Raw genomic sequence first — 25042 nt, 5'->3', positions numbered from 1 at the left:
GGCCTGCCCGGCGATACCGGGCAGGCCCTTGGCGTGCCGGTTTCGCGCTATCCGGCCAGGCAGGACGGGCCGAGCAGCACCTTGAGGTCGCCGAAGAGGGCGGGGTCGGGCTGGACCCGGTGCTTGTCGAGGCGCAGCACGGTGGTGGTGCGCGGCCCCTGGAGCTTGATCCGCACCTCTGTGTTGCCCTTGTGGTGCCGCAGGATCTCCCCCAGACGGGTCACCATCGGCGGCGTGACCTTGACGGTGGGGATGGTGAGGACCACCGGGGCGTTGGTGCCGGCCGAGGTGAGGTCGGGGACCATCATCTCCATGGCGACCAGGCGGGGGACGTCCTCGCGCTTGTCGAGGCGGCCCTTGACGAAGACGACGGTGTCCTCGACCAGCTGGGTGGAGACGAGCTGGTAGGTCGCGGGGAAGAACATGCATTCGATGGAGCCGGCCAGGTCCTCGACGGTGGCGATGGCCCAGGCGTTGCCCTGCTTGGTCATCTTGCGCTGGAGGCCCGAGATGATGCCGCCGATGGTGACGACGGCGCCGTCGGAGTGCTCGCCGCCGGTCAGCTGGGAGATGCCGGCGTCCGTCTTGTCGGACAGCACGTGCTCCAGGCCGAAGAGCGGGTGGTCGGAGACGTAGAGGCCGAGCATCTCGCGCTCCTGGGCGAGTAGGTAGGACTTCTCCCACTCGACGTCGGAGAACTCGACGTCGAGGCCGAAGCCCGGCTCGTCGCTCGCGCCCTCGTCGCCCATTCCGCCGAAGAGGTCGAACTGGCCCTCGGCCTCCTTGCGCTTCACGGCGACCACGTTGTCGATCATCGACTCGTGGTGGGCGACCAGGCCCTTGCGGGTGTGGCCCATCTCGTCGAAGGCCCCGGCCTTGATCAGCGACTCGACGGTCCGCTTGTTGCAGACGACGGCCTCGACCTTGTCCAGGAAGTCGGGGAAGGAGGAGAACTTCCCCTTGGCCTTCCTGGTCTTGATGATCGACTCGACGACGTTCTGGCCGACGTTGCGCACCGCGGTGAGGCCGAAGAGGATCACGTCGTCGCCCTGGGCGGCGAAGTTCGGCTCCGACTCGTTCACGTTCGGCGGGAGCACCTTGATGCCCATGCGCCGGCACTCGTTCAGGTAGATCGCGGACTTGTCCTTGTCGTCCTTGACCGACGTGAGCAGGCCGGCCATGTACTCGGCCGGGAAGTTCGCCTTGAGGTAGGCGGTCCAGTAGGAGACCAGGCCGTACGCGGCCGAGTGGGCCTTGTTGAAGGCGTAGCCGGCGAAGGGGACCAGGACGTCCCACAGGGCCTGGATCGCCTTGTCGTTGTAGCCGTTCTTCCGGGCGCCCTCCTGGAAGATGGTGAAGTTCTTCGCCAGCTCCTCGGGCTTCTTCTTGCCCATCACGCGGCGCAGGATGTCGGCCTCGCCGAGCGAGTACCCGGCGATGATCTGGGCGGCCTTCTGCACCTGCTCCTGGTAGACGATCAGGCCGTAGGTGACCGCGAGCACCTCTTCGAGGGGCTTCTCCAGATCCGGGTGGATCGGGGTGATCTCCTGCTGCTTGTTCTTGCGCAGGGCGTAGTTCGTGTGCGAGTTCATGCCCATCGGGCCCGGCCGGTACAGGGCCGAGACGGCGGAGATGTCCTCGAAGTTGTCGGGCTTCATCAGCCGCAGCAGGGACCGCATGGGGCCGCCGTCGAACTGGAAGACGCCGAGGGTGTCACCGCGGCCGAGCAGTTCGAAGGTCTTGGGGTCGTCGAGCGGGAGGCCCAGGAGATCGATGTCGATCCCCTTGTTGGCCTTCACCATCTTGACGGCGTCGTCCATGATCGTGAGGTTGCGCAGGCCCAGGAAGTCCATCTTCAGCAGGCCGAGCGACTCGCAGCTCGGGTAGTCCCACTGGGTGATGGTGACGCCGTCGGTGTGCCGCACCCAGACGGGCACGTGGTCGGTGATCGTCTCGCTGGACATGATCACGCCTGCCGCGTGCACACCCATCTGGCGGACCAGGCCCTCCACACCGCGGGCGGTGTCGATGACCTTCTTCACGTCCGGCTCGTTCTCGTACATCCCGCGGATCTCGCCGGCCTCGCCGTAGCGGGGGTGCTGCGGGTCGAGGATGCCGGAGAGCGGGATGCCCTTGCCGAGGACGTCGGCGGGCATGGCCTTGGTGAGCCGGTCGCCCATGGCGTACGGGTAGCCCAGCACGCGCGCGGAGTCCTTGATCGCGTTCTTGGCCTTGATGGTGCCGTACGTGCCGATCATGGCGACCTTGTCGGCGCCGTACTTGTCGGTCACGTACCGGATCACCTCGACGCGCCGGCGCTCGTCGAAGTCGATGTCGACATCGGGCATGGAGACGCGCTCGGGGTTCAGGAAGCGCTCGAAGATCAGACCGTGGGTGAGCGGGTCGAGGTCGGTGATGCCCATGGCGTACGCGACGATCGAGCCGGCCGCGGAGCCTCGGCCCGGGCCCACCGCGATGCCCTGGTTCTTGGCCCACATGATGAAGTCGGCGACCACGAGGAAGTAGCCGGGGAAGCCCATCGAGATGATCGTGTCCATCTCGTACTCGGCCTGCTTCATCCGGTCGTCCGGGATGCCTCCGGGGTAGCGGCGGTGCATGCCGCGCATGGTCTCCTCGCGGAACCAGGTGACCTCGGTGTAGCCGTCCGGGATGTCGAACTTCGGCATCAGGTTCCGGAACTTGAACATGCCCTCGGTGTCGATCTGGTCCGCGACCAGCCGCGTGTTGGCGCAGCCCTCCTGCCAGGCGTCCGAGGAGTCGATGGCGTACATCTCGTCCGTGGACTTCAGGTAGTAGCCGGTGCCGTCGAAGCGGAAGCGGTCCGGGTCCGAGAGGTTCTTGCCGGTCTGGATGCAGAGCAGGGCGTCGTGCGCGGTGGCCTCGCTCGCATACGTGTAGTGCGAGTCGTTCGTGACCAGCGGCGGGATGCCGAGCTTCTTGCCGATCTCCAGCAGCCCGTCGCGGACCCGGCGCTCGATCTCGATGCCGTGGTCCATCAGCTCCAGGAAGTAGCGGTCCTTGCCGAAGATGTCCTGGTACTCGGAGGCCGCCTTGAGGGCCTCGTCGAACTGGCCGAGGCGCAGTCGGGTCTGGAGCTCGCCGGAGGGGCAGCCGGTGGAGGCGATCAGCCCCTCCGACCACTTGGAGATCGTCTCCTTGTCCATGCGCGGCCACTTCGTGAGCCAGCCCTCGGCGTACGCGTCGGAGGACAGCCGGAAGAGGTTGTGCAGGCCGGTGGCGTTCGCCGCCCAGATGGTCTTGTGGGTGTAACCGCCGGAACCGGAGACGTCGTCGCGCTTCTGGTGGGGCTGGCCCCACTGGATGCGCCGCTTGTTGCGCCGGGACTCGGGGGCCACGTACGCCTCGATGCCGATGATCGGGGTGATCCCGGCCTTCTGGGCGGTGTGGAAGAAGTCGTACGCCCCGTGCAGGTTGCCGTGGTCGGACATGGCGATGTGCGTCATGCCCATCTCGTTGCACGCGTTGAACATGTCCTTCAGCCGCGCGGCACCGTCCAGCAGCGAGTACTGGGTGTGGACGTGCAGGTGCGTGAACGGCGGCTTGGTCACGGTGGGGGTCCTCCGGCGGGGAGAGAGGGGCGGCAGCTCTGAATCCTACGTCGACCGGGTGACAAAACCTGGGCACCGACGGGTACGGTCATCCGTTGCAGAACCAGGACGCATGTCCGAAAACCGATCCACCCGCGATCCACCCCAGCGCCACCAGGAGGCATCCGCCATGGCGGTTCCCGAGACGACCGACGAGCAGCGCGCCGAGCAGATACTCGACGTCTTCGACACCGCGTTCGGTGAGCTGCTCGCCGCCGACCCCGCTGCCTTCCAGGTCAAGTTCCGGAAGATGGCGGCCTCCGCCTTCGCCTTCTACCGGGGCACGGCCTGCCTCTTCTACGCGGACCTGGAGCGCGACCGCCACGGCGGACCGTACCTGGACGAGCGGACCGGCCGGGTGTGGATCCACGGCGATCTCCACGCGGAGAACTTCGGCACGTACATGGATTCCAACGGCCGGCTGATCTTCAACGTCAACGACTTCGACGAGGCGTACGTCGGCCCCTTCACCTGGGACCTGAAGCGGTTCGCCGCCTCCGTCGCCCTGATCGGCTACACCAAGGCGCTGAGCGACGACCAGATCAGCGAGCTGGTACGGGTCTACGCGGGCGCCTACCGGGAGCGGATCCACGCCCTGGCCACCGGCGCCAAGAGCAGTGACATGTCGGAGCTGCCCTCCTTCACCCTGGACACCGCCGAGGGCCCGCTGCTGGACGCGCTGCGCTCGGCCCGCGCCCGCACCCGCTTCTCCCTCCTGGACTCGATGACGGAGATCCGCGACTTCGAGCGCCGCTTCACCCCGGGCCCGGGCACCATCGAGCTGGACGCGGCCACCCGCTACAAGGTGCTGGCCGCCTTCGACGGGTACCTGGAGACCCTGCCCGACGAGTCCCTCGTCCGGCCCGACTCCTACCGGGTCAAGGACGTGGTGGGGCGCCGCGGCGTCGGCATCGGCTCGGCCGGCCTGCCCTCCTACAACATCCTGCTGGAGGGGCACAGCGACGCCCTGGAGAACGACGTCGTGATCTACCTCAAGCAGGCCCAGACCCCGGCGGTCTCCCGGCACATCACCGACCGGGCGGTGCGCGAGTACTTCCACCACGAGGGGCACCGCACGGTGATCTCCCAGCGGGCGCTCCAGGCGCATGCCGACCCGTGGCTGGGCTGGGCCGAGCTGGACGGCTCGGGGCAGCTGGTGGCGGAGGTCTCCCCGTACGCGGTGGACCTGGACTGGTCCGACCTGGACGAGCCGGAGGAGATCGCCGCCGTCGTCGCGGACCTGGGCCGGGCCACGGCGACCATGCACGGCGCGGCGGACGCGGACGAGAGCGGCCAGACGCTGGTCCCCTTCTCGACCGAGCGGGCCATCGACGCGGCCATCGCGGCCGACGAGGAGGGCTTCGCCCGGCTGCTCGTGGACTTCGCCCACGCGTACGGGGCGCGGGCGCGCGCCGACCACCAGATCTTCGTGGACCTCTTCCGCAACGGCCGTCTCACTCCCCCGGCCACGGCTGGGAGGCGCCCCCGGTAATCAGGCGGGAACAGGACCTGCGGACCGATTTCACAGGGACCCGTGGCAGACTCGCGGCGATGGACATATCAGGGGTGGGGCTTCGAGGGCTGCGGGCCGCGCTGTTCAGCGCGCTCGTCGTGCTGCTCTCGGCCGGCTCGCACGTCCTCATGTCCCGGGTGCCGCTGCCGCCCGCGCTGGTGGGCGGGGCCTTCGCCGCCGTGTTCACCGTCTCCTACGCGCTGGCGGGCCGCGAGCGGGGCTTCGGCCCGATCGCCGCGCTGCTCGTCCCGCTGGAACTGGCCGCCGACACCGTCTTCACCGCCGGGCAGCACGTCTGCTACGGCCCCGCGGGCGGCCCGGTCTCGGGCCCGCTGCACGCACTGGGCCTGGACGAGCTGTGCGGCGGGACCCCGGTGGGCGGGCCGCTGGCCGAGGTGGCCGGACCGGCGGCCGATCCGGCCGCGCTGCTGTCCTCGCCCGGGCCGTGGGCGCCCTGGCTGCTGCTCGCCGCCCACGTCTCGGTCGGGCTGCTCGCCGCCGGATGGCTCCGCCACGGCGAACGGGCGCTGGCCCGGCTGCTGCGCGCGGTGGCCGCGGTCGCTTTCCGGCCACTGCTGCTGACGGGGGCCGGGGGGCCGGTGGCCGCGGGTCCCGCGCGGCGGACGCCGCGGCCGGCCCGGCCGGGCGCGGGGGCCCGTACGCGCTTCCCCGCACACTCCGTGGGACGGCGGGGACCTCCCGTGCTCGGCGCGCTCGCGAGCGCCTGACGCACGTACGGCATCCCTGACACGTCACACCCCACGGAGATCACGATGAGTTCACGCAACAGCCAGACCAACAAGGCGGCGGCCCGCGAGCGGCTGCGCGCCGAGCGCGAGGCACAGGCCAAGAAGGACAAGCTGCGCCGCCAGGTGGTCGTGGCCGGAGCGGTCCTCGCCGTACTGGCCCTGGCCGGCGGCGTCGGCTACGCGGTCGTGCAGGCCAACCAGCCCGGCCACTGGGAGAAGGCCGCCAAGGCCGAGCTGGTCAAGCCCAAGAACACCGAGGGCGAGGACGGCACCACGGTCGTCATCGGCAAGGCCGAGGCGAAGAAGACCCTGGAGCTCTACGAGGACTCGCGCTGCCCGGCCTGCGCCCAGTTCGAGCAGGCGGCGGGCGAGCAGGTCAAGAAGGACGTCGACGCGGGCAAGTACAAGCTCCAGTACTTCGGTGCCACCTTCATCGACAACATGGCCAAGGGCGAGGGTTCGAAGAACGCGCTGAGCGCGCTCGGCGCGGCGCTGAACGTCAGCCCGCAGGCCTTCCTCGACTACAAGGCCGCGCTCTACTCCAAGGACCTGCACCCCGAGGAGACCGTCGACAGCTTCGCCAAGGACGACTACCTGCTGAAGGTCGCGGACACGGTCCCGGCGCTCAAAGGCAACGCCGAGTTCAAGAAGGCCGTCGAGGACGGCACCTACGACCGGTGGGCGATGGAGATGTCCAAGGCCTTCGACAACTCCGGTGTGAAGGGCACGCCCACCCTGAAGATGGACGGCAAGAAGATCGACACTCCGCAGACGGCGGAGGCGTTCACGGCTGCGATCGACAAGGCCCTGCAGGGCTGAGCCCCGGCCATTCCGGAGGGCGGTTTCCGGACAGGCCGGACCAACGGGCGGGTGGACTCCCAGAGTTCGCCCGCCCGTTGCGTGTCCGGGCCTGTTCCCGTGCCCATACCCGCCAGTAATATGATCATCCGTGACCAGTCATCTCTCCTCTTCCGCCGCCGCGGCAACTCCTCGCCGCCGCACGGTCGTCCTCGCCGCCGCGGCCACCGCCGCGCTGGCCCCCCTCACCTCGCTGGGCGCCACGGCCGCCCACGCCGCCGGCAGTGCGCCGGCCTTCCTGCACGGCGTCGCCTCGGGCGACCCGCTGCCCGACGGGATCCTGCTCTGGACCCGCGTGACCCCCACCGCCGAGGCCGTGCCCGGCTCCGGCCTCGGCCCGGCGGTCCAGGTGGGCTGGGAGGTGGCCTCGGACAAGGCCTTCTCCCGGGTCGTCGCGAGCGGCACCGTCACCGCGAGCGCCGCCACCGACCACACGGTCAAGGTGGACGTGCGCGGGCTCCAGCCGCAGACCCCGTACTGGTACCGGTTCACCGCCGGCGCCACCGTCTCCCCCGTCGGGCGCACCCTGACCACCGCGGGCCACGACGTGACCACCGCCGGGGTCCGCTTCGGCGTGGTCTCCTGCGCCAACTGGGAGGCCGGGTACTTCTCCGCCTACCGGCACCTGGCCGCCCGTACCGACCTCGACGCGATCCTGCACCTCGGCGACTACATCTACGAGTACCAGACCGGGGGTTACCCGGAGGCGAAGTACGTCGTGCGCCAGCACGAGCCGAAGAACGAGATCGTCACGCTGGCCGACTACCGCGTCCGGCACGGCAAGTACAAGACGGACGCCGACCTCCAGGCCCTGCACCACGCGCACCCGGTCATCGCCATCTGGGACGACCACGAGTTCGCCGACGACACCTGGGCGGGCGGCGCCGCGAACCACACCCCGGACACCGAGGGCGAGTGGGCGGCCCGCGCGGCCGCCGCCAAGCAGGCGTACTTCGAGTGGATGCCCGTACGCGCCTCCGTCGCGGGCACCGTCTACCGGCGGCTGCGTTTCGGCACCCTCGCCGACCTGCACCTCCTCGACCTGCGCTCCTTCCGTTCGCAGCAGGTCAAGGCGGGCAGCGGATCGGTGGACGACCCGGAGCGCACCATCACCGGGCGCGCCCAGCTGGACTGGCTCAAGTCGGGCCTCGCGAGCTCGAACGCGACCTGGAAGCTGGTCGGCACCTCGGTGATGATCTCGCCGGTGGCCTTCGCCTCGCTGCCCGCGCACCTGCTGGCGCCGCTCGCCAAGCTGCTCGGCCTGCCCGAAGGCGGCATAGCGGTCAACGTGGACCAGTGGGACGGGTACACGGACGACCGCAAGGAGCTGCTCGGCCACCTCAAGGACCGGAACATCAAGAACACCGTGTTCCTGACCGGCGACATCCACATGGCGTGGGCGAACGAGGTCCCGGTGAACATGGCCACGTACCCCGGTTCGGGGACGGCGGCGACCGAGTTCGTGGTCACCTCGGTGACTTCCGACAACATCGACGACATCCTGCACGTGCCGGAGAACACCGCCTCACTGGTCGCCGAGTCCGCCGTCAAGGCCGCCAACTGGCACGTGAAGTGGCTGGACATGGACGCGCACGGTTACGGCGTGCTCGACGTGACGGCGGAGCGCTCGCAGATGGACTACTACGTGGTCTCCGACAAGCGCCGCCAGGACGCCACCGCCGCGTGGTCCCGCTCGTACCGCACGCTGAACGGCACTCAGAAGGTGGAACGGGCCGACCGACCGGTTCGCTGATTACCCGTCAAATTTGTTGTTGCAAGGGGCCCCTGGTGTAGACCAGGGGCCCCTTGTGCATCAGAAGCAACAAATCTTTTACGTAAGAGTCTTGACCACCTCATGTCATGGACACATAAGCTTCGCGCCAGCCGAAGAGATCCTTCGGCCGAAAACCCCCCACCGCGAGGAGCACCCGTGCGCGCTGTTGCCCGCATATCCCCCCTTCTCCGCCGCCGCCTGATGGGCACGGCGGTCCTGGCCGGAACCCTGGCGTTCACCCCGCTCGCCGCCCCCACGACGATCGCCGCCGCCAAGACCCCCGCCGAGGTGTGCGCCGAACAGGGCTCGACCGGGGCCGCCGCCAACGCCCGTGTCGCGCGCCCCGAGGACCAGCACGCGGCCGAGCCCAACGAGGTCACCGAGACCCAGGCGAAGGCCATGGACGCCGACCTCAAGGCGAAGCTGGACAAGGCCCTGAAGAACCAGCCGCAGCGCAGCCTGCGTGCCGCCGAGGCCGTCACGACGATCCCGGTGTACTTCCACGTCGTCCACTCCGGCACCACCGGAAAGCTGACGTCCACCCAGATCAACAACCAGCTGGCGGTCCTCAACGCGGCCTACGGCGGCCAGGGCACCGGCAATGTGAACACCAACTACCAGTTCACCCTGGCCACGACCGACTACACGGACAACGCCTCCTGGTACAACCTGGCTTCCGGCTCCCAGGCCGAGAAGGACATGAAGAACACCCTGCGCAAGGGCGGCGCCGGCGCGCTGAACTTCTACACCGCCAACCTGTCGGGCGGCCTGCTCGGCTGGGCGACCTTCCCGACCTCGTACGCCTCCAGCCCCAAGATGGACGGCGTGGTCGTGCTCGACACCTCCCTGCCGGGCGGCTCGGCGGCCAACTACAACGAGGGCGACACCGCGACCCACGAGGTCGGCCACTGGATGGGCCTGTACCACACCTTCCAGGGCGGCTGCACCGGAAACGGCGACTACGTCTCCGACACCCCGGCCGAGAAGAGCGCCGCGTACGAGTGCCCGACCGGCCGCGACTCCTGCGCCAGCAAGACCGGCGTGGACCCGATCCACAACTTCATGGACTACACGTACGACTCCTGCATGTACCAGTTCACGGCCGGTCAGGTTGCCCGCATGACGAGCAGCTGGACCGCCTACCGGGCAGGCTGACCCTCAGGTCGTGACTGCTCTACCCTGGCGCCATGAGCGCGCCGGGGGACGTGATCGACGGACGGTTCGAGCTGGTTGAAAAGCTCGGCAGCGGAGGTATGGGCACGGTCTGGCGAGCGCTGGACCGTGCCCTGCACCGTGATGTGGCCGTCAAGGAGGTCCGGCCTCCCGCCGGCCACGAACACGGCGGGGCCGCGCGGCGGCTGCGCGCTCGCGTACTGCGCGAGGCCCGCGCCCAGGCCCGGATCAGCCACCCCAACGTGGTCACCCTCCACCACATCGTGGACGAGGACCCGCACCCGTGGCTCGTGATGGAGCTGCTGCCCGGCTACTCCCTCCAGCACCGCCTGGACCGGGGCCCGCTGGAGCCGGCCGAGACCGCCCGCATCGGCCGCGAGGTCCTCGCCGGACTCCGCGCGGTACACGCCGCCGGGATCCGCCACCGTGATGTGAAACCCGCCAACGTGCTGCTGCGGGCGGACGGTTCCGCCGTCCTGACCGACTTCGGTATCGCCGCGATCCAGGACGCGCCCTCGCTGACACCGGCCGGGGACGTCATCGGGACCCCCGAATACCTGGCGCCCGAGCGCATCCGCGGCGCCGACCTGCCCGCCTCCGACCTGTGGTCGCTCGGCATGACGCTGTACGTGTGCGTCGAGGGCGTCAGCCCGATGCGCCGCGCCACCAGCCTGGCCACGCTGGCCGCCGTCCTGGACGACCCGGTCCCGCCGCCGCGCCGGGCCGGCGCCCTGGGCCCCGTACTGGCGGACCTGCTGGTCCGCGATCCGGCCGCCCGGCCCGCTCCCGAGGAACTGGACGCGCGGCTCGCGGCGGTCGCCCGCGGCGCCAAGGCCGCGCCGGCACCGCCGACTCCATCTGCCCCGACGCCCGCGCCGCAGGACGGGGTCCCGCCGCCGCGGAGCCCGGCCGGCGGCCGCTTCGGGCCGCCGCCGACGCTGCCCCCGAAGCCGGCACCCCGCGGCTGAAACAGGGTTCCTACAGGGTGTCGAGGAAACCGATCGCGACCTTCCAGGCCTGCTCGGCGGCCTCGGCGTCGTAGTCCTCCAGCCCCGGGTCGGTGAACAGGTGCCCGGCGCCCGGGTAGCTGTGGACCTCCACATCGGCCCCGGCCCGTTGCATCCGCAAGTACCAGGCCGTCAGCCAGTCGTGCGGCTCGAAGGGGTCCGGGTCCGCGATGTGCAGCTGCACGGGCAGCTCGTCCACCGAGGCGTCGTCCGCGACGTCGGCCGTGCCGTGCAGGAGCAGCAGCCCGCGCGCCTTGTCGTCGGCCAGCGCCAGGTGCTGCGCGACGGAGCCGCCGAAGGAGAAGCCGGCGTAGACCAGGCCCTGATCGGAGTAGGGGGCGGAGGCCAGAACCGCGCGCTTGAGCAGCTCGTCACGGCCGATCTCGTCCCGGTGGGCCATGCCCTCCTCGACGGTCCCGAAGGTGCGTCCCTCGAAGAGATCCGGTACCTGGACCTGGTGCCCGGCCGCGCGCAGCCGGTCGGCCGCCGCGTGCACCGCGGGCCGCAGCCCGTACGTCGAATGGAAAAGCATGATGTTCATGCCTCCCATCGTGCCAGTTTGCGCGGACCGCTTCCGGTTACCTTCCTAGCCATGGATATGGAGACCGTCCTGCGCCCCGTCACGGTCGTCGGCGGCACGCTGGTCGTCACCCTGATCGCCGGGTGGCTGCTGGACCTGCTGCTGCGCCGGGCCGACGCCCGGCACCCCGAGACCCCCCTGTGGGGTCTGCTGCGCCGCTGCCGGCTGCCGTTCCAGGTCGTGCTCTGCACCTCGCTGCTCAGAGGGTCCTACCGCAGGGCCGGGATCCTGCCCGACCACGCCTTCGTCGTCGGCCGGACCCTCACGCTGGTGCTGATCGCCTCCGTGGCCTGGCTGGCGGTGCGCATCGCGACCGCCGCCGTCGACTCCACGTACGCGCGCTACGCCGCGGTCACCCAGGACGACGCCCGGGTCCGCCGGGTCCGTACCCAGGTCACGCTGATCCAGCGGGTGGTCACGGCGGTGGTGGTCGTGGTCGCGGCGGCGGCCATGCTCCTGACCTTCCCGCCGATGCGTACGTTCGGCGCCTCGATGCTGGCCTCCGCGGGTGTACTCGGCATCGTCGCGGGCATCGCCGCCCAGTCCTCGCTGAGCAACCTGTTCGCCGGCCTCCAGATCGCCTTCGGCGACACCGTCCGCATCGGCGACACGGTCGTGGTCGACGAGGAGTGGGGCAAGGTCGAGGAGATCACGCTGACCTTCCTGACCGTCCGCACCTGGGACGAGCGGCGCATCACGATGCCTGTGTCGTACTTCACGAGCAAGCCGTACGAGAACTGGTCGCGCGGCGGCGCGCAGATGACGGGCACCGTCTTCTGGCACGTGGACCACAGCGCCCCCGTCGGCCTGATGCGGGAGCAGCTCCAGGTCATCCTCCAGGACGTCCCGGAGTGGGACGGCCGCGGGTCCGGCCTGGTGGTGACGGACACCACCCCGCACACGGTGCAGGTCCGGGCGGTGGTCACGGCGAAGGACGCGGACGATCTGTGGACGGTGCGCTGCGCGGTGCGCGAACGTCTGATCGCGTGGCTGCTGACCCACCACCCGTACGCCCTCCCCCGCGTCGTCACGTCGGAGGCCGCCCCCCGCCCGGCGCCCTGAGGCCCCGCCCGCGGCCACCCTCCTCGCCCCGGACCGCTACGCGGTCTGGAGCAGGGCGGCCGCGCACTCCTCGGCGAGGTCCTCCGTGTGGGGCGGCAGCGGCTGTCCGGCGCGCAGGTGGCGGCGTACGACGGCGAGCGGCAGGTCGACCAGGGCCAGGGTGACGCGCTCCTGGTCCTGCGGCCCGGCCGCGCCGAGGGCCTCGCCGAGGCTGCCGAGCGAGGCGTACACGCGCGCGTTGCCGGAGTCGGCGCGCCGGGTGTGCTCCTCGGACCAGTCGGCGCGGCCGAACTCCGCGGGTCCGTACAGCAGGAGGGCGGCCTCCTGCGGGTGGGCGCGGCTCCACGAGACCACGTACCGCGCCGCGGCGCGGGCGGCCCGGCGGGCGTCGGGATCAGCGCGGAGCACGTCGAAGTAGCCGTCCTGGAACCGCTCCACGGTACGCAGCCACACCTCGGCGAGCAGGGCCGTACGCCCGGCGAAGCGGTGGTACATGGAGCCGCTGGGCGCGCCGACCGCATGGGCGACGGCCGACATGGTCACCCCGCCCGGTCCGGCGGAGGCGGCCAGCCGGACGGCGGCGTCGAGGATCTGGTCGGTGTCGAAGCGGGGTGGTCTCGCCATGAATCAGAGAGTACCCTCCAATTAATTAGAGACACCTCTCCAATCAAGCCCTGGAGGAGACCCATGCCCGTGTACAACGTGCACGAACGCCTGCTGCCCGCCACAGCGGAGGAGGTGGGCGCGCTCATCGACAGCCTGTCCGACGGCTCGGCCGACCGGCTGTGGCCGTACCGGAACTGGGGTGCGATGGAATTCGACCGCCCGCTCTCGGTCGGCGCGGCCGGAGGCCACGGACCGGTTCGCTACACGGTCGCCGCGTACGTGCCGGGGATCTGGATCCGCTTCGCCTTCACCGGGCCGCGCGGCTTCCACGGCTTCCACGAGTTCGCCGCGCTGCCCGTCGACGAGGGGCGCACCGTGCTGCGGCACACCCTCTCGATGCGCGTGACCGGCCTCGCCCGGCTGACCTGGCCCCTGGCGTGGCGCCCGGCGCACGACGCCTGCCTGGAGGACGGCCTGGACCGCGCCGAACGCGCCTGCGCCGGCCAGCTCCCCCGCCCGGCCCGCTGGTCGCGCTACGTCCGCCTGCTCCGCAAGGTCGACCGCTGACCCGCGGACTCCGTCGGCTACGGACTCCGCAGGCTCCGCACGTCCAAGTGCCGCAGCACCCGGTCCACGATCTCCGGATCGGAGCCGGGTTCGCTGCGGGCGGCCAGCACCTCGTGGCGGGCGGCGGACATCATCTCGCGCTGGATCCGCTGGATCTCCCGGATCCGCTCCACCCGCTGCGCGTACGCTTCCCTGCGCTCCTCGTCGACCATGTCGGGGCTGATACGGGCTCCCACGTCGTAGGCGCGTCGGTACAGCGTCTCCACCAGGTCCTCCGGCAGCTCCTCCACCGCCTCGATCTCCTTCAGCCGCCGCTTCGCGGCCTTCGCGGCGCGGATCGCCAGCTGCCGCTCGATCTCCCGGTCCGCGTCCGTGTCGGCCTCGACCCCCAGCTTCCGTACCAGCCACGGCAGGGTCAGCCCTTGGAGCACCAGCGTCGCCATGATCACGGCGAAGGCGATGAAGACGATCTGGTCCCGCGCGGGGAAGGGCTCACCCGCGTCAGTCCGGAGGGGAATGGCGAGGGCCAGTGCCACCGAGGCCACCCCCCGCATCCCGGCCCACCACATGACCACGCTCTCCCGCCAGCTCAGCGGGATCTCCTCGTCGTAGTCGCGCCGCGTGTGCAGCTTCTGGGCGAGCCAGCCCGCCGGCAGCAGCCACACCAGCCGTACGCCGACCACCACCGCGACCACGACCGCCGCCCACCCGGCCATCTCCCACGCACGTCCGCGCGCCGTGCCGAACACGTTGTGCAGCTCCAGCCCGATCAGCCCGAACGCCACCCCTGTGACCAGCATGTCGACGACTTCCCAGAACGTGTGGCCGGCGAGCCGGCCCAGCACGTCATCGGCGTCGCTCGCGTACTCGGCGAGGAACAGGGCGGTCGTCAATACGGCCAGCACCCCCGACCCGTGCAGCTCCTCGGCCAGCACGTACGCCACGAAGGGCACCAGCAGCGTCAGCCCGATCTGGAGCGTGGCATCGCCGAGCAGCCCCATGAGCCGGTTGGCCGCCCAGCCGAGGGCCAGTCCGACCACCACGGCGACGACGGCGGACAGCCCGAACTCCCCCAGCGCGTCGGGCCAGGAGAAGCTGCCGCTGACGGCGGCGGCGATGGCCACGTGATAGAGGACGATCGCCGTCACGTCGTTGAAGAGCCCCTCGCCCTCCAGGATCGACACCATCCGGCGGGGCAGCCCGAGCGAACCCGCGACGGCGGTGGCGGCGATCGGGTCGGGCGGGGCGACGAGCGCGCCGAGCGCGACGGCGGCGGCGATCGGCAGCCCGGGCACCACGGCGTGCGCGACGGCCGCGACTGCGGCGGTCGTGACGAACACCAGAGCCACGGCGAGCAGCAGGATCGGCCGGACGTTGGCGGCGAACTGCCGCCAGGAGGTGCGCTGCGCGGAGGCGTACAGCAGCGGCGGCAGCACCAGCGGCAGGATGTACTCGGGCGGGACGTCGACGTCGGGCACCACCGGCACGAGGGCGAGGATCACCCCGCCGATGGTCATGAGCACGGGCGCGGGCAGTCCGAGCCGGTCCCCGAGCGGCACGGTGACCACGGCCCCGAGCAGCAGCACGAACAGCAGAGCAAGCTGATCCACTCCCCCACCCTGCCAGTCCGCTGCGCTCGGCTCGCCACGGTGAGGCCGGCCCGCCAACGTGTCGGGCCTCCGCCCCGCACCCCTACGGCGCCGTACCGGGGCTCCGCCCCGCACCCCCTACGGCGCCCCGGACCCCGCGCCTCAAAGCCGGCGGGGCTGAAATTGCCCTACGGGCAATCCAGCCCGCGCCGGGCAGACGGCACCAGCCAAAATCCAGCCTCGCCGGCTTTGAGGCGCGGGGTCCGGGGCGGAGCCCCGATCTTGAACCCGGCGGGCACAACCCAGCCCAGCCAAATCCAGCCTCGCCGGCGTTTGAGGCGCGGGGTCCGGGGCGGAGCCCCGGGTCTTTGAGCCGCGGCGGCGATGGGGCCCCGGTAGCGGCGGCGCGGAGGGGCGGCCCGGCCAGGGCTACGGCAGGGGGCGCCGCATCGCGCGGTGCGGGATGCCCGCGTCCTGGAACTCGGGGCCATAGGCCACGTACCCGAGCCGCTCGTAGAAGCCAAGGGCATGGGTCTGCGCGCCCAGATCCACCGACCCGAGCCCCAACCGCCCCGCCTCCGCCTCGATCGCGCGCACCAGGGCGACACCCACACCCAGCCCGCGCGCGGACTTCCGTACGGCCAGCCGACCCAGCGAGCCGACGTCCTCGGAGCCGGTCTTGGCCAGCGCCGCGGCCCCGTGCAGCAGCCGCCCCGTACCCAGCGGCACCCCGTCCGGCCCGACGGCCAGTACGTGCACCGCGTCCGCGTCGTACGCGTCGTACTCGATCGACTCCGGCACGGACTGCTCGACCACGAACACCTCGGTCCGGACCTCGAAGCAGGCCGCCATGTCGGCCTCCCCGACCGCCACCCGGACCTCGAACGAGGGCGTGGTCACTCGCTCTCCGCCCGGATCACGTCCAGCGCGTGCTGAAGGTCGGCCGGGTAGTGGCTCTCGAACTCGACCCACTGCCCGTCCGACGGGTGCTCGAAGCCGAGCCGCACCGCGTGCAGCCACTGCCGGGTCAGCCCCAGCCGCTTGGCGACGGTCGGGTCGGCGCCGTACGTCAGGTCGCCGACGCACGGGTGCCGGTGCGCGGACATGTGCACGCGGATCTGGTGCGTACGCCCGGTCTCCAGCTTGATGTCCAGCAGCGAGGCGGCGCGGAAGGCCTCGATCAGGTCGTAGTGCGTGACGGAGGCCTTGCCCTCCTGGGTCACGGCCCACTTGTAGTCCGCGCTCGGGTGCCGGCCGATCGGCGCGTCGATCGTGCCGCTCATCGGGTCCGGGTGCCCCTGGACGAGCGCGTGGTAGCGCTTGTCGACGATCCGCTCGCGGAACTGGTTCTTCAGCGAGGTGTAGGCACGCTCCGACTTCGCGACGGCCATCAGACCGGACGTACCGACGTCGAGGCGGTGCACGATGCCCTGGCGCTCGGCCGCGCCGGAGGTGGAGATCCGGTAGCCGGCCGCGGCGAGGCCGCCGATGACGGTGGTGCCGGTCCAGCCGGGGCTCGGGTGGGCGGCGACGCCCACCGGCTTCATGATGACGACGATGTCGTCGTCGTCATGGACGATCTCCATGCCCGGGACGGGCTCGGCGACGACCTCGACCGGCCGCAGCGGTGCGGGCATCTCGACTTCGAGCCAGGCGCCACCGTGCACACGCTCGGACTTCCCGACGACACTGCCGTCGACCGACACCTTCCCCGCGGCCGCGAGTTCGGCCGCCTTCGTCCGGGAAAACCCGAACATACGGGCGATGGCGGCGTCGACGCGCTCGCCTTCCAGGCCATCGGGAACGGGCAGGGTGCGGACCTCGGGAATCGTACTCACCTGTCGAGTATGCAGGACTCGGCAGATGGGCATTCCCGCGATCAGTCCTTGTGGACGGTCCCGTCCGGGTCCAGACCCTTGAACGACAGCAGGACGATCAGGATGCCGCCGCACACGATCGCCGAGTCGGCGAGGTTGAAGACCGCGAAGTGGGCCGGCGCGATGAAGTCGACGACCGCGCCCTGGAACACGCCCGGCGAACGGAAGATCCGGTCGGTGAGATTGCCCAGCGCGCCGCCCAGCAGCAGGCCCAGCGCGATCGCCCACGGCAGGCTGTAAAGCTTGCGCGCCAGCCGCACGATCACCACGATCACGGTGGCCGCGATGCAGGTGAAGATGATCGTGAAGGCCTCGCCGAAGCCGAAGGCGGCGCCGGGGTTGCGGATCGCCTCGAACCGCAGCAGGTCGCCGATGAGCTCGATCGGCGGCTGGTGCTCCAGCTTCGCCACGACCAGCATCTTGCTGCCGAGGTCCAGCAGGTACGCCAGCAACGCCACGACGAGCAGTGCCACGATCCGCCGGCGCCCCTTGGGCCCGGCGGACTCAGGCTCGGCGTCGTCCCCGACCTCCGGCGTACCGATGATGCGCTCCGCCTCTGCCACGTGAGTCCCTCGAACTAGCTCGAACCAGGTTGAGACACGAGGGTACGTCAGGGCACCCGCCCACCGCCCGCCCGAGGCCCACCGGACAGGACCTAGTGCCGCCGCTCCTGCTTCTGCTTGCAGTCCACGCACAGCGTGGCCCGCGGGAAGGCCTGCATCCTGGCCTTGCCGATGGGCTGCCCGCAGGTCTCGCAGAGGCCGTACGTGCCCGCCTCCAGCCGTTCCAGGGCCCGCTCGGTCTGCTCCAGCATCGAGGTGGCGTTCGCCGCGAGGGCCAGCTCCGACTCCCGGGTGATGTTCTTGGTGCCCGTGTCGGCCTGGTCGTCGCCCGCGCCGTCGCCCGAGTCCCGCATGAGGCCGGAGATGGCCACCTCCGAGGCGTCGAGCTCCGCGCGCAGCCTCAGCGCCTCGCTCATCAGCTCGCTGCGGGCCTCCTCGACCTCCACGGGCGTCCAGGGGTCCTCCCCGGGCCGTACGGCGAGCTCACCGGGCGCGGTGACCGCCGTGACCCTCGCCTTGGGCAGCCCGCTGGTCGCGGCCGCGGCCGTCTTCCTCGCCGTACCGGTGCTCTTCTTGGCAACCACGTTCCGGACTCCCGTCTTCTTCGCGGCCTGCGCCGCCCCCTCGGCCCCGGCCGGCTTGGCCGTGGCCTGCCGCTTCGCGACGGCAGTCGTCTTCTTCACGGCGGTCGCCTTGACGGCAGCCGTCGCCTTCTTCGCGGTCGTCCTGACGGCGTCGGTCGCCTTCCTCGCGGTCGCCTTCTCGGCAGTCACGTTCGTCGCGTTCGCTTTCGTCGCGTTCGCCTTCGTCCCGCTCGCCTTCGCCTTCGTCGCGGTCGCCTTCTTCGCCACTGCCTTCTTCGCGGTCGCCTTCTTGACCGGTGCCGCATCGACGGCGGTCGCCTTGACGGCTCCCGCTCTCCTGGCCGGCGCCTTCTTCGCCGGTGCCTCGGCCAGCGCCTTCCCGGCAGTACCGGCGATCTTCTTCGCCACCATGGCCGCGGCCCCTTCACATACTGTGATAATTGCTCGCGAATCGTGCCGGAACGATAAATCGGCACCGGCCCCGCGGCAACGGGGCACGCATCCGGCGAGGCCAACCTGCATCCGTTGTGCCCATCCGGAGGCCCCGTAACCCGCCCCACCCGCCCCACAGGAGTCCGTACCGGCGCGTCGGCCCATTCGGGTCACGCGAGCGGCCCTCCCGCGCCCCCGCCACGCCGTGCCGCCGGGCCCCGCGCGGGCCCCCGTAAACCGGTCTGCCGAGCGCCCCCCGGCCCCGTACACTGGGCCCAGCGAGAGGCATGGATGGGGACGAGTAGCGTCGGACGCAGCCAGGAGCGACCCGGGGACGGTGAGAGCCCGGGGGCGAGCGCGATGTGAAGGATCACCCCGGAGCCGCCGGAAGAAAGCGCGCACGGATGCCCGCGAGGGTCCCGTACGGCGAGTAGAACCGGCTTCGCACCCCAATGAGGGGGCCGCCGGACCCGTCCGGAGGCCAAGGAGGGTGGTACCGCGGGAGCAGCATGTCCCTGAAACCAGGGAGTGCCTCTCGTCCCTCCGGACGGAAGTGACACCCCGCCGGAGGAAGAGTTCAGCCTCATGACCACACCGCCGCAGTACCGCCCGGTCCCCGCCCAGGTCGACCTGCCTGCCCTCGAGCACGCCGTCCTCGACTTCTGGCGCGAGAGCAAGACCTTCGCCAAGACCTTGGAGCAGTCCGAGGGCCGCCCCGAGTGGGTCTTCTACGAGGGCCCGCCGACCGCGAACGGCATGCCCGGCGCGCACCACATCGAGGCCCGCGTCTTCAAGGACGTCTTCCCCCGGTTCCGCACCATGCGCGGCTACCACGTGGCCCGCAAGGCCGGCTGGGACTGCCACGGCCTGCCCGTCGAGCTCGCCGTCGAGAAGGAGCTCGGCTTCAACGGCAAGCAGGACATCGAGGCGTACGGCATCGCCGAGTTCAACGCCAAGTGCCGCGAGTCCGTGACCCGCCACACCGACGCGTTCGCCGAGCTCACGACCCGGATGGGCTACTGGGTCGACCTGGACGACGCCTACCGGACCATGGACCCCGAGTACGTCGAGTCCGTGTGGTGGTCGCTGAAGGAGATCTTCAACAAGGGCCTGCTCACCCAGGACCACCGCGTCGCCCCCTGGTGCCCCCGCTGCGGCACCGGCCTCTCCGACCACGAGCTGGCCCAGGGCTACGAGACGGTCGTCGACCCCTCCGTCTTCGTCCGCTTCCCGCTGACCTCCGGCCCGCTCGCGGGCGAGGCGGCACTCCTCGTCTGGACGACGACCCCCTGGACCCTGGTCTCCAACACGGCCGTGGCCGCGCACCCGGACGTCACGTACGTCGTCGCGCGCCGTACCGGCGTCGAGGACTCCGAGAACCTCGTGGTCGCCCAGCCGCTGCTGGAGAAGGCCCTCGGCGAGGGCTGGGAGGCCACCGGCCAGACGTTCACGGGCAAGGAGATGGAGCGCTGGATGTACGAGCGCCCGTTCTCCCTCGTGGAATTCCCGGCGCCCGCCCACTACGTCGTGAACGCCGAGTACGTCACGACCGAGGACGGCACCGGTCTGGTCCACCAGTCCCCCGCCTTCGGCGCCGACGACCTCGCGGTCTGCCGCGCCTACGGCCTGCCGGTCGTGAACCCGGTCCGCCCCGACGGCACCTTCGAGGAGGAGGTCCCGCTCGTCGGCGGCGTCTTCTTCAAGAAGGCCGACGAGAAGCTGACCGCCGACCTGGACGCGCGCGGCCTGCTCTTCAAGCACATCGCGTACGAGCACAGCTACCCGCACTGCTGGCGCTGCCACACGGCCCTGCTCTACTACGCGCAGCCGTCCTGGTACATCCGCACCACCGCCGTCAAGGACGCGATGCTGCGGGAGAACGAGAAGACCAACTGGTTCCCGGACTCCGTCAAGCAGGGCCGCTTCGGCGACTGGCTGAACAACAACATCGACTGGGCGCTCTCCCGCAACCGCTACTGGGGCACCCCGCTGCCGATCTGGCGCTGCGAGGAGAACCACCTCACCTGCGTCGGCTCGCGCGCGGAGCTGAGCGAGCTGACCGGGCAGGACCAGTCCGCCCTGGACCCGCACCGCCCGTACATCGACGACGTCACCTTCACCTGCACGCACGAGGGCTGCTCCCTGACCGCGGTGCGCGTGCCGGAGGTCATCGACGCCTGGTACGACTCGGGCTCGATGCCGTTCGCGCAGTGGGGCTACCCGTACAAGAACAAGGAGATCTTCGAGAAGCGCTACCCGGCGCAGTTCATCTCGGAGGCCATCGACCAGACGCGCGGGTGGTTCTACACGCTGATGGCCGTCGGCACCCTGGTCTTCGACAAGTCCTCGTACGAGAACGTGGTCTGCCTGGGCCACATCCTCGCCGAGGACGGCCGCAAGATGTCCAAGCACCTGGGCAACATCCTCCAGCCCATCCCGCTCATGGACCAGCACGGCGCGGACGCGGTGCGCTGGTTCATGGCGGCCGGCGGCTCCCCGTGGGCGGCCCGCCGCGTGGGCCACGGCACGATCCAGGAGGTCGTCCGCAAGACCCTCCTCACGTACTGGAACACGGTCGCCTTCCAGGCCCTGTACGCCCGTACGTCGAACTGGGCCCCCTCCGCGGCCGACCCGGCCCCGGCGGACCGCACGGTCCTCGACCGCTGGCTGCTCTCCGAGCTCCACACCCTCGTCGCCGACGTCACGGACGCGATGGAGGCCTACGACACCCAGCGCGCGGGCAAGCTGCTGTCCTCCTTCGTGGACGACCTCTCCAACTGGTACGTCCGCCGCTCGCGCCGCCGCTTCTGGCAGGGCGACGCGGCCGCGCTCCGCACCCTGCACGACGTGGTCGAGACGGTCACCCGCCTCATGGCTCCGCTGACGCCCTTCATCACGGAGCGGGTCTGGCAGGACATGATCGTCCCGGTCACCCCGGAGGCCCCGGAGTCGGTGCACCTGTCGTCGTGGCCGCAGGCGGACGCGTCTCAGGTCGACCGGACCCTGTCCCAGCAGATGCTGCTGGTGCGCCGCCTGGTCGAGCTGGGCCGGGCGACGCGTGCCGAGTCGGGCGTGAAGACCCGCCAGCCGCTGTCGCGCGCGCTGGTCGGCGCGGTCGGCTTCGACGCGCTGTCCCCGGAGCTCCAGTCCCAGATCACGGAGGAGCTGAACGTCTCCTCCCTGGCCTCGCTCTCCGAGGTCGGCGGGTCGCTGGTGGACACCACGGCGAAGGCCAATTTCCGGGCGCTGGGCAAGCGGTTCGGCAAGGGCGTGCAGGACGTCGCGAAGGCGGTGGCAGCGGCCGACGCGGCGGAGCTGTCGCTGGCCCTCCGGTCCGGCGAGGCCACGGTCGTCGTCGACGGCTCCCCGGTCACCCTCACCCCGGAGGAGGTCATCATCACGGAGACCCCCCGCGAGGGCTGGTCGGTGGCGTCCGACTCGGGCGCGACGGTGGCCCTGGACCTGGAGATCACCCCGGAGCTGCGGCTGGCGGGCCTGGCGCGTGACGCGATCCGCCTGATCCAGGAGGCTCGGAAGAACTCCGGCCTCGACGTGGCCGACCGCATCGCCCTCCGCTGGACCTCCGGGTCCCCGGAGGTGGTCACGGCCCTGACGGACCACGCGACCCTGATCGCGGACGAGGTCCTGGCCACGGACTTCGCCTCCGGCGAGGCCGACGCCACGTACGGCGAGGCCTTCACGGACGAGCCCCTCGGCCTGACGTTCCGCCTCCGCAAGGCGTAACGGCCACCACGACAAACGGCGCCCCCTCCGGGGGCGCCGTTTGTCGTTGCGACACAGCGGGCCGGACCGGATTCGAACCGGCGTCTTCCCTCCTGCGGAGGGGGCGCGACGACCTCTGCGCTACCGGCCCGCTGCGCGTCGGCCACTGTACCGACCCCGGCCTGCCCTTCCCCGCCCCGCCCTGTCACCGTTTCCCGGGCTCTGCCCAGACCCGTGCGCCTCAATCGCCGGGCACAACCCCAGCCCCGCCGGCGTTTGAGGCGCGGGGTCCGGGGCGGAGCCCCGATCTTTCAGCCGCACCGGGCCCACCCAGCACAGCCCGCCAAATCCAGCCCCGCCGGCGTTTGAGGCGCGGGGCTCGGGGGCGGAGCCCCCGCAGCGGCGCCGAGCCCGGGTACGGGAACGGGAACGGGCCGGGCCCGGGTTCCAGAAGGAACCCGGGCCCGGCCCGTAAAGCGACTGCCGACAAGAGGCGGCGGCGGCGCCTAGTTGTCGTCCTCGTCGATCAGAAAGCCCCGCATGGGAGACGGCGCCTGCTGCATCGGCTGCGGCGCAGCCGGCCGCACCGGAGCCATCGGCTGGGTCATCGCCGGGGACATCTGCTGCTGGCCGCCGTACGACGGGCCGCCCATCGGGGAGGGACCGCCCATGGGGGACGGGCCACCCATCGAGGGACCACCCATGGTGTGACCCATCGCACCGGCCGGAGCCATCGAAGGCGACGGCGACGGCGGCAGCGCGGGACCGGCCGGGCTGCGCGGCGGGGCCAGGGAGTCGTCGGCCTGGGTCTCCAGCTGACGCAGCTGCGACTCCAGGTAGGACTTCAGGCGCGTACGGTACTCACGCTCGAAGCCCCGCAGGTCCTCGACCTTGCGCTCCAGCGTGGCACGGGCGGACTCCAGGGAGCCCATCGCGACGCGGTGCTTCTCCTGCGCGTCCCGCTCCAGCGCGTCGGCCTTGGCGCGGGCGTCCCGCTCCAGGCCCTCGGCGCGCGAACGGGCCTCGCCGACGATCTTGTTGGCCTCGGAACGGGCCTCCGCGATCGCCTGGTCGGCGGTCTGCTGCGCCAGCGACAGGACGCGGGCGGCGCTGTCGCCACCGGGGCCCTGCTGCGGAAGCTGCTGCGGCTGCTGCTGGTGCATCTGCTGCCCCATGGGCTGCATCTGCTGGCCCATCGGCTGCATCTGCTGGCCCATGGGCTGCATCTGCTGGCCCATCGGGTTCTGGCCGCCCATGGACTGCTGACCCATGCCCTGCGGGCCACCCATCGGGTGCTGCTGCATGGGGCCGCCCATGGGGCCCGGACCCTGCGGTCCGTGTCCGCCGGGGCCGGCGGGCAGCTGCGGCTGGCCGCCCGGCAGCTGCGGCGGGCCCATCTGCTGCTGCTGCGGCTGCGGCGGGCCGGATATGGCCGCGGGCACGGGGGCACCGGGGCCGCGCTGGTCCTGGGGCTCCGGCTTGCGCATGCCCTGCTGCTGCTGGTTCTGCGCGGCGGCACGCGTGGCGGCGGCCAGCTTGGCGCGCAGGTCCTCGTTCTCGCGCAGCAGGCGCGTCAGTTCGGACTCGACCTCGTCGAGGAAGGCATCGACCTCGTCCTCGTCATAGCCTTCTCGCAGGCGGACGGTCGTGAACTGCTTGTTCCGCACGTCCTCGGGAGTCAGCGGCATGTCTTCTTCACCTCTACGTAGTCGTCGGCAGTCGGCAAGACCGTATCGGGACTGTCCCCGCGCCTGCGGGGAAGCACATCGTTCACACGCTTCTCGCAGCGGTGCTCACGAAACTGATGAGGATGTAAACGATGATCATCAGAACGAAGAAGGACAGGTCGAGTGCCACGCCCCCGAGACGCAACGGCGGAATGAAACGCCGGAGAAGCTTGAGCGGTGGATCGGTGACAGTGTAGGTGGCCTCCAGAACGACCACCATCGCCTTGCCGGGTGTCCATGAACGTGCGAACTGGAACACGTAGTCCATGACCAGTCGGAAGATCAGCACGATCAGGAAGCACATCAGCGCGATGTAGACCACTTGCAGTGCGACGCCCATCCCGCGCTTCCCTCTCCCCGTTCTCGCTCTGTTCCCGGTCCCGTATCTGACGGATCGGTCTAGCTTTGGTTGAAGAACCCGCCCTCCGCGATGCGGGCCTTGTCCTCCGCCGTGACATCGACGTTAGCAGGCGACAGCAGGAACACCTTCTGTGTCACCCGTTCAATACTGCCGTGCAGGCCGAAGACGAGACCGGCGGCGAAGTCCACGAGACGCTTCGCGTCCGTGTCGTCCATCTCCGTGAGATTCATGATCACCGGAGTGCCCTCACGGAAGTGTTCCCCGATGGTACGGGCCTCGTTGTAGGTCCGGGGGTGCAGCGTCGTGATGCGGTACGGCTCCCGCTCGGAGACGACCTTGGGCATGATCACGGGGGCGTTCTTCTCCAGGTTGGTGCGGTCAGGTGTGATGGATGCCACGGGGGCAATTCGCGCGGGACGTCCGTTTTCTACCGGGATTGGGATGGGTTCCCGCTGCGCCGGAGGCTGTACGACTCGTACCGGTTCGTCCGTTACGGGCGTTTGGTGCACGGGCTGACGGTCTCGCTCGCGGGTCCGCTCCCGGGCCCGCTCCGGTTCCGGCTCGGGCTCGAACTCGTCGTCGGGGTCGTACCCCGGGTTGTCGTACCGGTCGTCCTCCACGAGGCCGAGGTAGACCGCCATCTTGCGCATCGCGCCGGCCATTCTCCG

Annotated in this window: 20 protein-coding genes and 1 tRNA gene; 9 read left to right on the top strand and 12 right to left on the bottom strand. The window is 70.7% G+C overall.

Translation table 11 applies throughout. The features are described from left to right. Positions 1 to 47: 47 nt before the first annotated feature. Positions 48 to 3590: a DNA polymerase III subunit alpha gene (gene dnaE / locus ACGFYQ_RS04095; RefSeq protein ID WP_393739636.1), complete on the bottom strand. Its 3543-nt coding sequence runs from the start codon at positions 3588 to 3590 to the stop codon at positions 48 to 50. Positions 3591 to 3759: 169 nt separating this feature from the next. Here dnaE and ACGFYQ_RS04090 point away from each other — a divergent pair, with 169 nt between their 5' ends. From ACGFYQ_RS04090 to ACGFYQ_RS04065, 6 genes are all read left to right on the top strand, one after another. Then, on the top strand, positions 3760 to 5121 hold the full coding sequence (locus tag ACGFYQ_RS04090; protein WP_393739633.1) for a DUF2252 domain-containing protein: 1362 nt from the start codon (positions 3760 to 3762) through the stop codon (positions 5119 to 5121). Positions 5122 to 5180: 59 nt separating this feature from the next. Beyond that, positions 5181 to 5870, top strand: a complete 690-nt coding sequence (locus tag ACGFYQ_RS04085) for a hypothetical protein (RefSeq protein WP_393739631.1) — start codon at positions 5181 to 5183, stop codon at positions 5868 to 5870. 45 nt (positions 5871 to 5915) lie between these two features. Continuing rightward, positions 5916 to 6710, top strand: coding sequence for a DsbA family protein (locus ACGFYQ_RS04080; protein ID WP_393739629.1), 795 nt, complete (start codon positions 5916 to 5918; stop codon positions 6708 to 6710). A 130-nt stretch (positions 6711 to 6840) separates the two neighbouring features. Continuing rightward, entirely contained in the window at positions 6841 to 8502 is a 1662-nt protein-coding gene (locus tag ACGFYQ_RS04075; RefSeq protein WP_393739627.1) for an alkaline phosphatase D family protein, read from the top strand. 222 nt (positions 8503 to 8724) lie between these two features. Then, on the top strand, positions 8725 to 9678 hold the full coding sequence (locus ACGFYQ_RS04070) for a zinc metalloprotease (protein ID WP_393739757.1): 954 nt from the start codon (positions 8725 to 8727) through the stop codon (positions 9676 to 9678). A gap of 32 nt (positions 9679 to 9710) precedes the next feature. Continuing rightward, a complete protein-coding gene (locus tag ACGFYQ_RS04065) occupies positions 9711 to 10664 on the top strand; it encodes a serine/threonine-protein kinase (protein ID WP_393739625.1) in 954 nt (317 codons plus the stop codon). 10 nt (positions 10665 to 10674) lie between these two features. Here the strand turns inward: ACGFYQ_RS04065 and ACGFYQ_RS04060 are convergent, their stop codons facing one another. Continuing rightward, positions 10675 to 11253, bottom strand: a complete 579-nt coding sequence (locus ACGFYQ_RS04060; RefSeq protein ID WP_393739623.1) for a dienelactone hydrolase family protein — start codon at positions 11251 to 11253, stop codon at positions 10675 to 10677. A 42-nt stretch (positions 11254 to 11295) separates the two neighbouring features. Between ACGFYQ_RS04060 and ACGFYQ_RS04055 the strand changes: the two genes are divergently transcribed. After that, a complete protein-coding gene (locus ACGFYQ_RS04055) occupies positions 11296 to 12345 on the top strand; it encodes a mechanosensitive ion channel family protein (protein WP_393739621.1) in 1050 nt (349 codons plus the stop codon). Positions 12346 to 12381: 36 nt separating this feature from the next. On the opposite strand, the gene ACGFYQ_RS04050 is transcribed toward ACGFYQ_RS04055, so the two are convergent. Further along, entirely contained in the window at positions 12382 to 12969 is a 588-nt protein-coding gene (locus ACGFYQ_RS04050; protein ID WP_393739619.1) for a TetR family transcriptional regulator, read from the bottom strand. 63 nt (positions 12970 to 13032) lie between these two features. Here ACGFYQ_RS04050 and ACGFYQ_RS04045 point away from each other — a divergent pair, with 63 nt between their 5' ends. Further along, positions 13033 to 13518: an SRPBCC family protein gene (locus tag ACGFYQ_RS04045; RefSeq protein WP_393739617.1), complete on the top strand. Its 486-nt coding sequence runs from the start codon at positions 13033 to 13035 to the stop codon at positions 13516 to 13518. A gap of 17 nt (positions 13519 to 13535) precedes the next feature. On the opposite strand, the gene ACGFYQ_RS04040 is transcribed toward ACGFYQ_RS04045, so the two are convergent. From ACGFYQ_RS04040 to ACGFYQ_RS04020, 5 genes are all read right to left on the bottom strand, one after another. After that, positions 13536 to 15128, bottom strand: coding sequence for a Na+/H+ antiporter (locus ACGFYQ_RS04040; RefSeq protein ID WP_393739615.1), 1593 nt, complete (start codon positions 15126 to 15128; stop codon positions 13536 to 13538). Positions 15129 to 15536: 408 nt separating this feature from the next. Further along, positions 15537 to 15959: a GNAT family N-acetyltransferase gene (locus tag ACGFYQ_RS04035; protein WP_393739755.1), complete on the bottom strand. Its 423-nt coding sequence runs from the start codon at positions 15957 to 15959 to the stop codon at positions 15537 to 15539. Between the two features lie 44 nt (positions 15960 to 16003). Beyond that, complete coding sequence (locus tag ACGFYQ_RS04030; RefSeq protein WP_393739613.1) at positions 16004 to 16945, bottom strand: RluA family pseudouridine synthase; 942 nt, start codon at positions 16943 to 16945, stop codon at positions 16004 to 16006. 41 nt (positions 16946 to 16986) lie between these two features. Beyond that, the gene (lspA, locus tag ACGFYQ_RS04025) at positions 16987 to 17547 is read right to left on the bottom strand and encodes a signal peptidase II (RefSeq protein WP_393739610.1); all 561 of its coding nucleotides are present in this window, start codon (positions 17545 to 17547) and stop codon (positions 16987 to 16989) included. 92 nt (positions 17548 to 17639) lie between these two features. Continuing rightward, positions 17640 to 18542 (bottom strand): TraR/DksA family transcriptional regulator, encoded by a 903-nt coding sequence (locus tag ACGFYQ_RS04020; protein WP_393739608.1) that lies wholly within the window; start codon positions 18540 to 18542, stop codon positions 17640 to 17642. A 606-nt stretch (positions 18543 to 19148) separates the two neighbouring features. Between ACGFYQ_RS04020 and ileS the strand changes: the two genes are divergently transcribed. Continuing rightward, positions 19149 to 22307 (top strand): isoleucine--tRNA ligase, encoded by a 3159-nt coding sequence (gene ileS / locus ACGFYQ_RS04015; RefSeq protein WP_393739605.1) that lies wholly within the window; start codon positions 19149 to 19151, stop codon positions 22305 to 22307. Positions 22308 to 22364: 57 nt separating this feature from the next. On the opposite strand, the gene ACGFYQ_RS04010 is transcribed toward ileS, so the two are convergent. From ACGFYQ_RS04010 to ACGFYQ_RS03995, 4 genes are all read right to left on the bottom strand, one after another. Then, positions 22365 to 22437: transfer RNA gene (locus ACGFYQ_RS04010), tRNA-Ala, on the bottom strand. 355 nt (positions 22438 to 22792) lie between these two features. Further along, positions 22793 to 23974: a DivIVA domain-containing protein gene (locus ACGFYQ_RS04005; RefSeq protein WP_393739603.1), complete on the bottom strand. Its 1182-nt coding sequence runs from the start codon at positions 23972 to 23974 to the stop codon at positions 22793 to 22795. 82 nt (positions 23975 to 24056) lie between these two features. Beyond that, the gene (locus ACGFYQ_RS04000) at positions 24057 to 24353 is read right to left on the bottom strand and encodes a YggT family protein (RefSeq protein WP_030155988.1); all 297 of its coding nucleotides are present in this window, start codon (positions 24351 to 24353) and stop codon (positions 24057 to 24059) included. A gap of 59 nt (positions 24354 to 24412) precedes the next feature. After that, on the bottom strand, positions 24413 to 25036 hold the full coding sequence (locus ACGFYQ_RS03995; protein ID WP_393739601.1) for a cell division protein SepF: 624 nt from the start codon (positions 25034 to 25036) through the stop codon (positions 24413 to 24415). Positions 25037 to 25042: the final 6 nt, after the last annotated feature.

The organism is Streptomyces sp. NPDC048258 (genome assembly GCF_043201995.1).
GTDB lineage: Bacteria > Actinomycetota > Actinomycetes > Streptomycetales > Streptomycetaceae > Streptomyces.
This window is presented reverse-complemented; position numbering and strand designations above follow the sequence as displayed.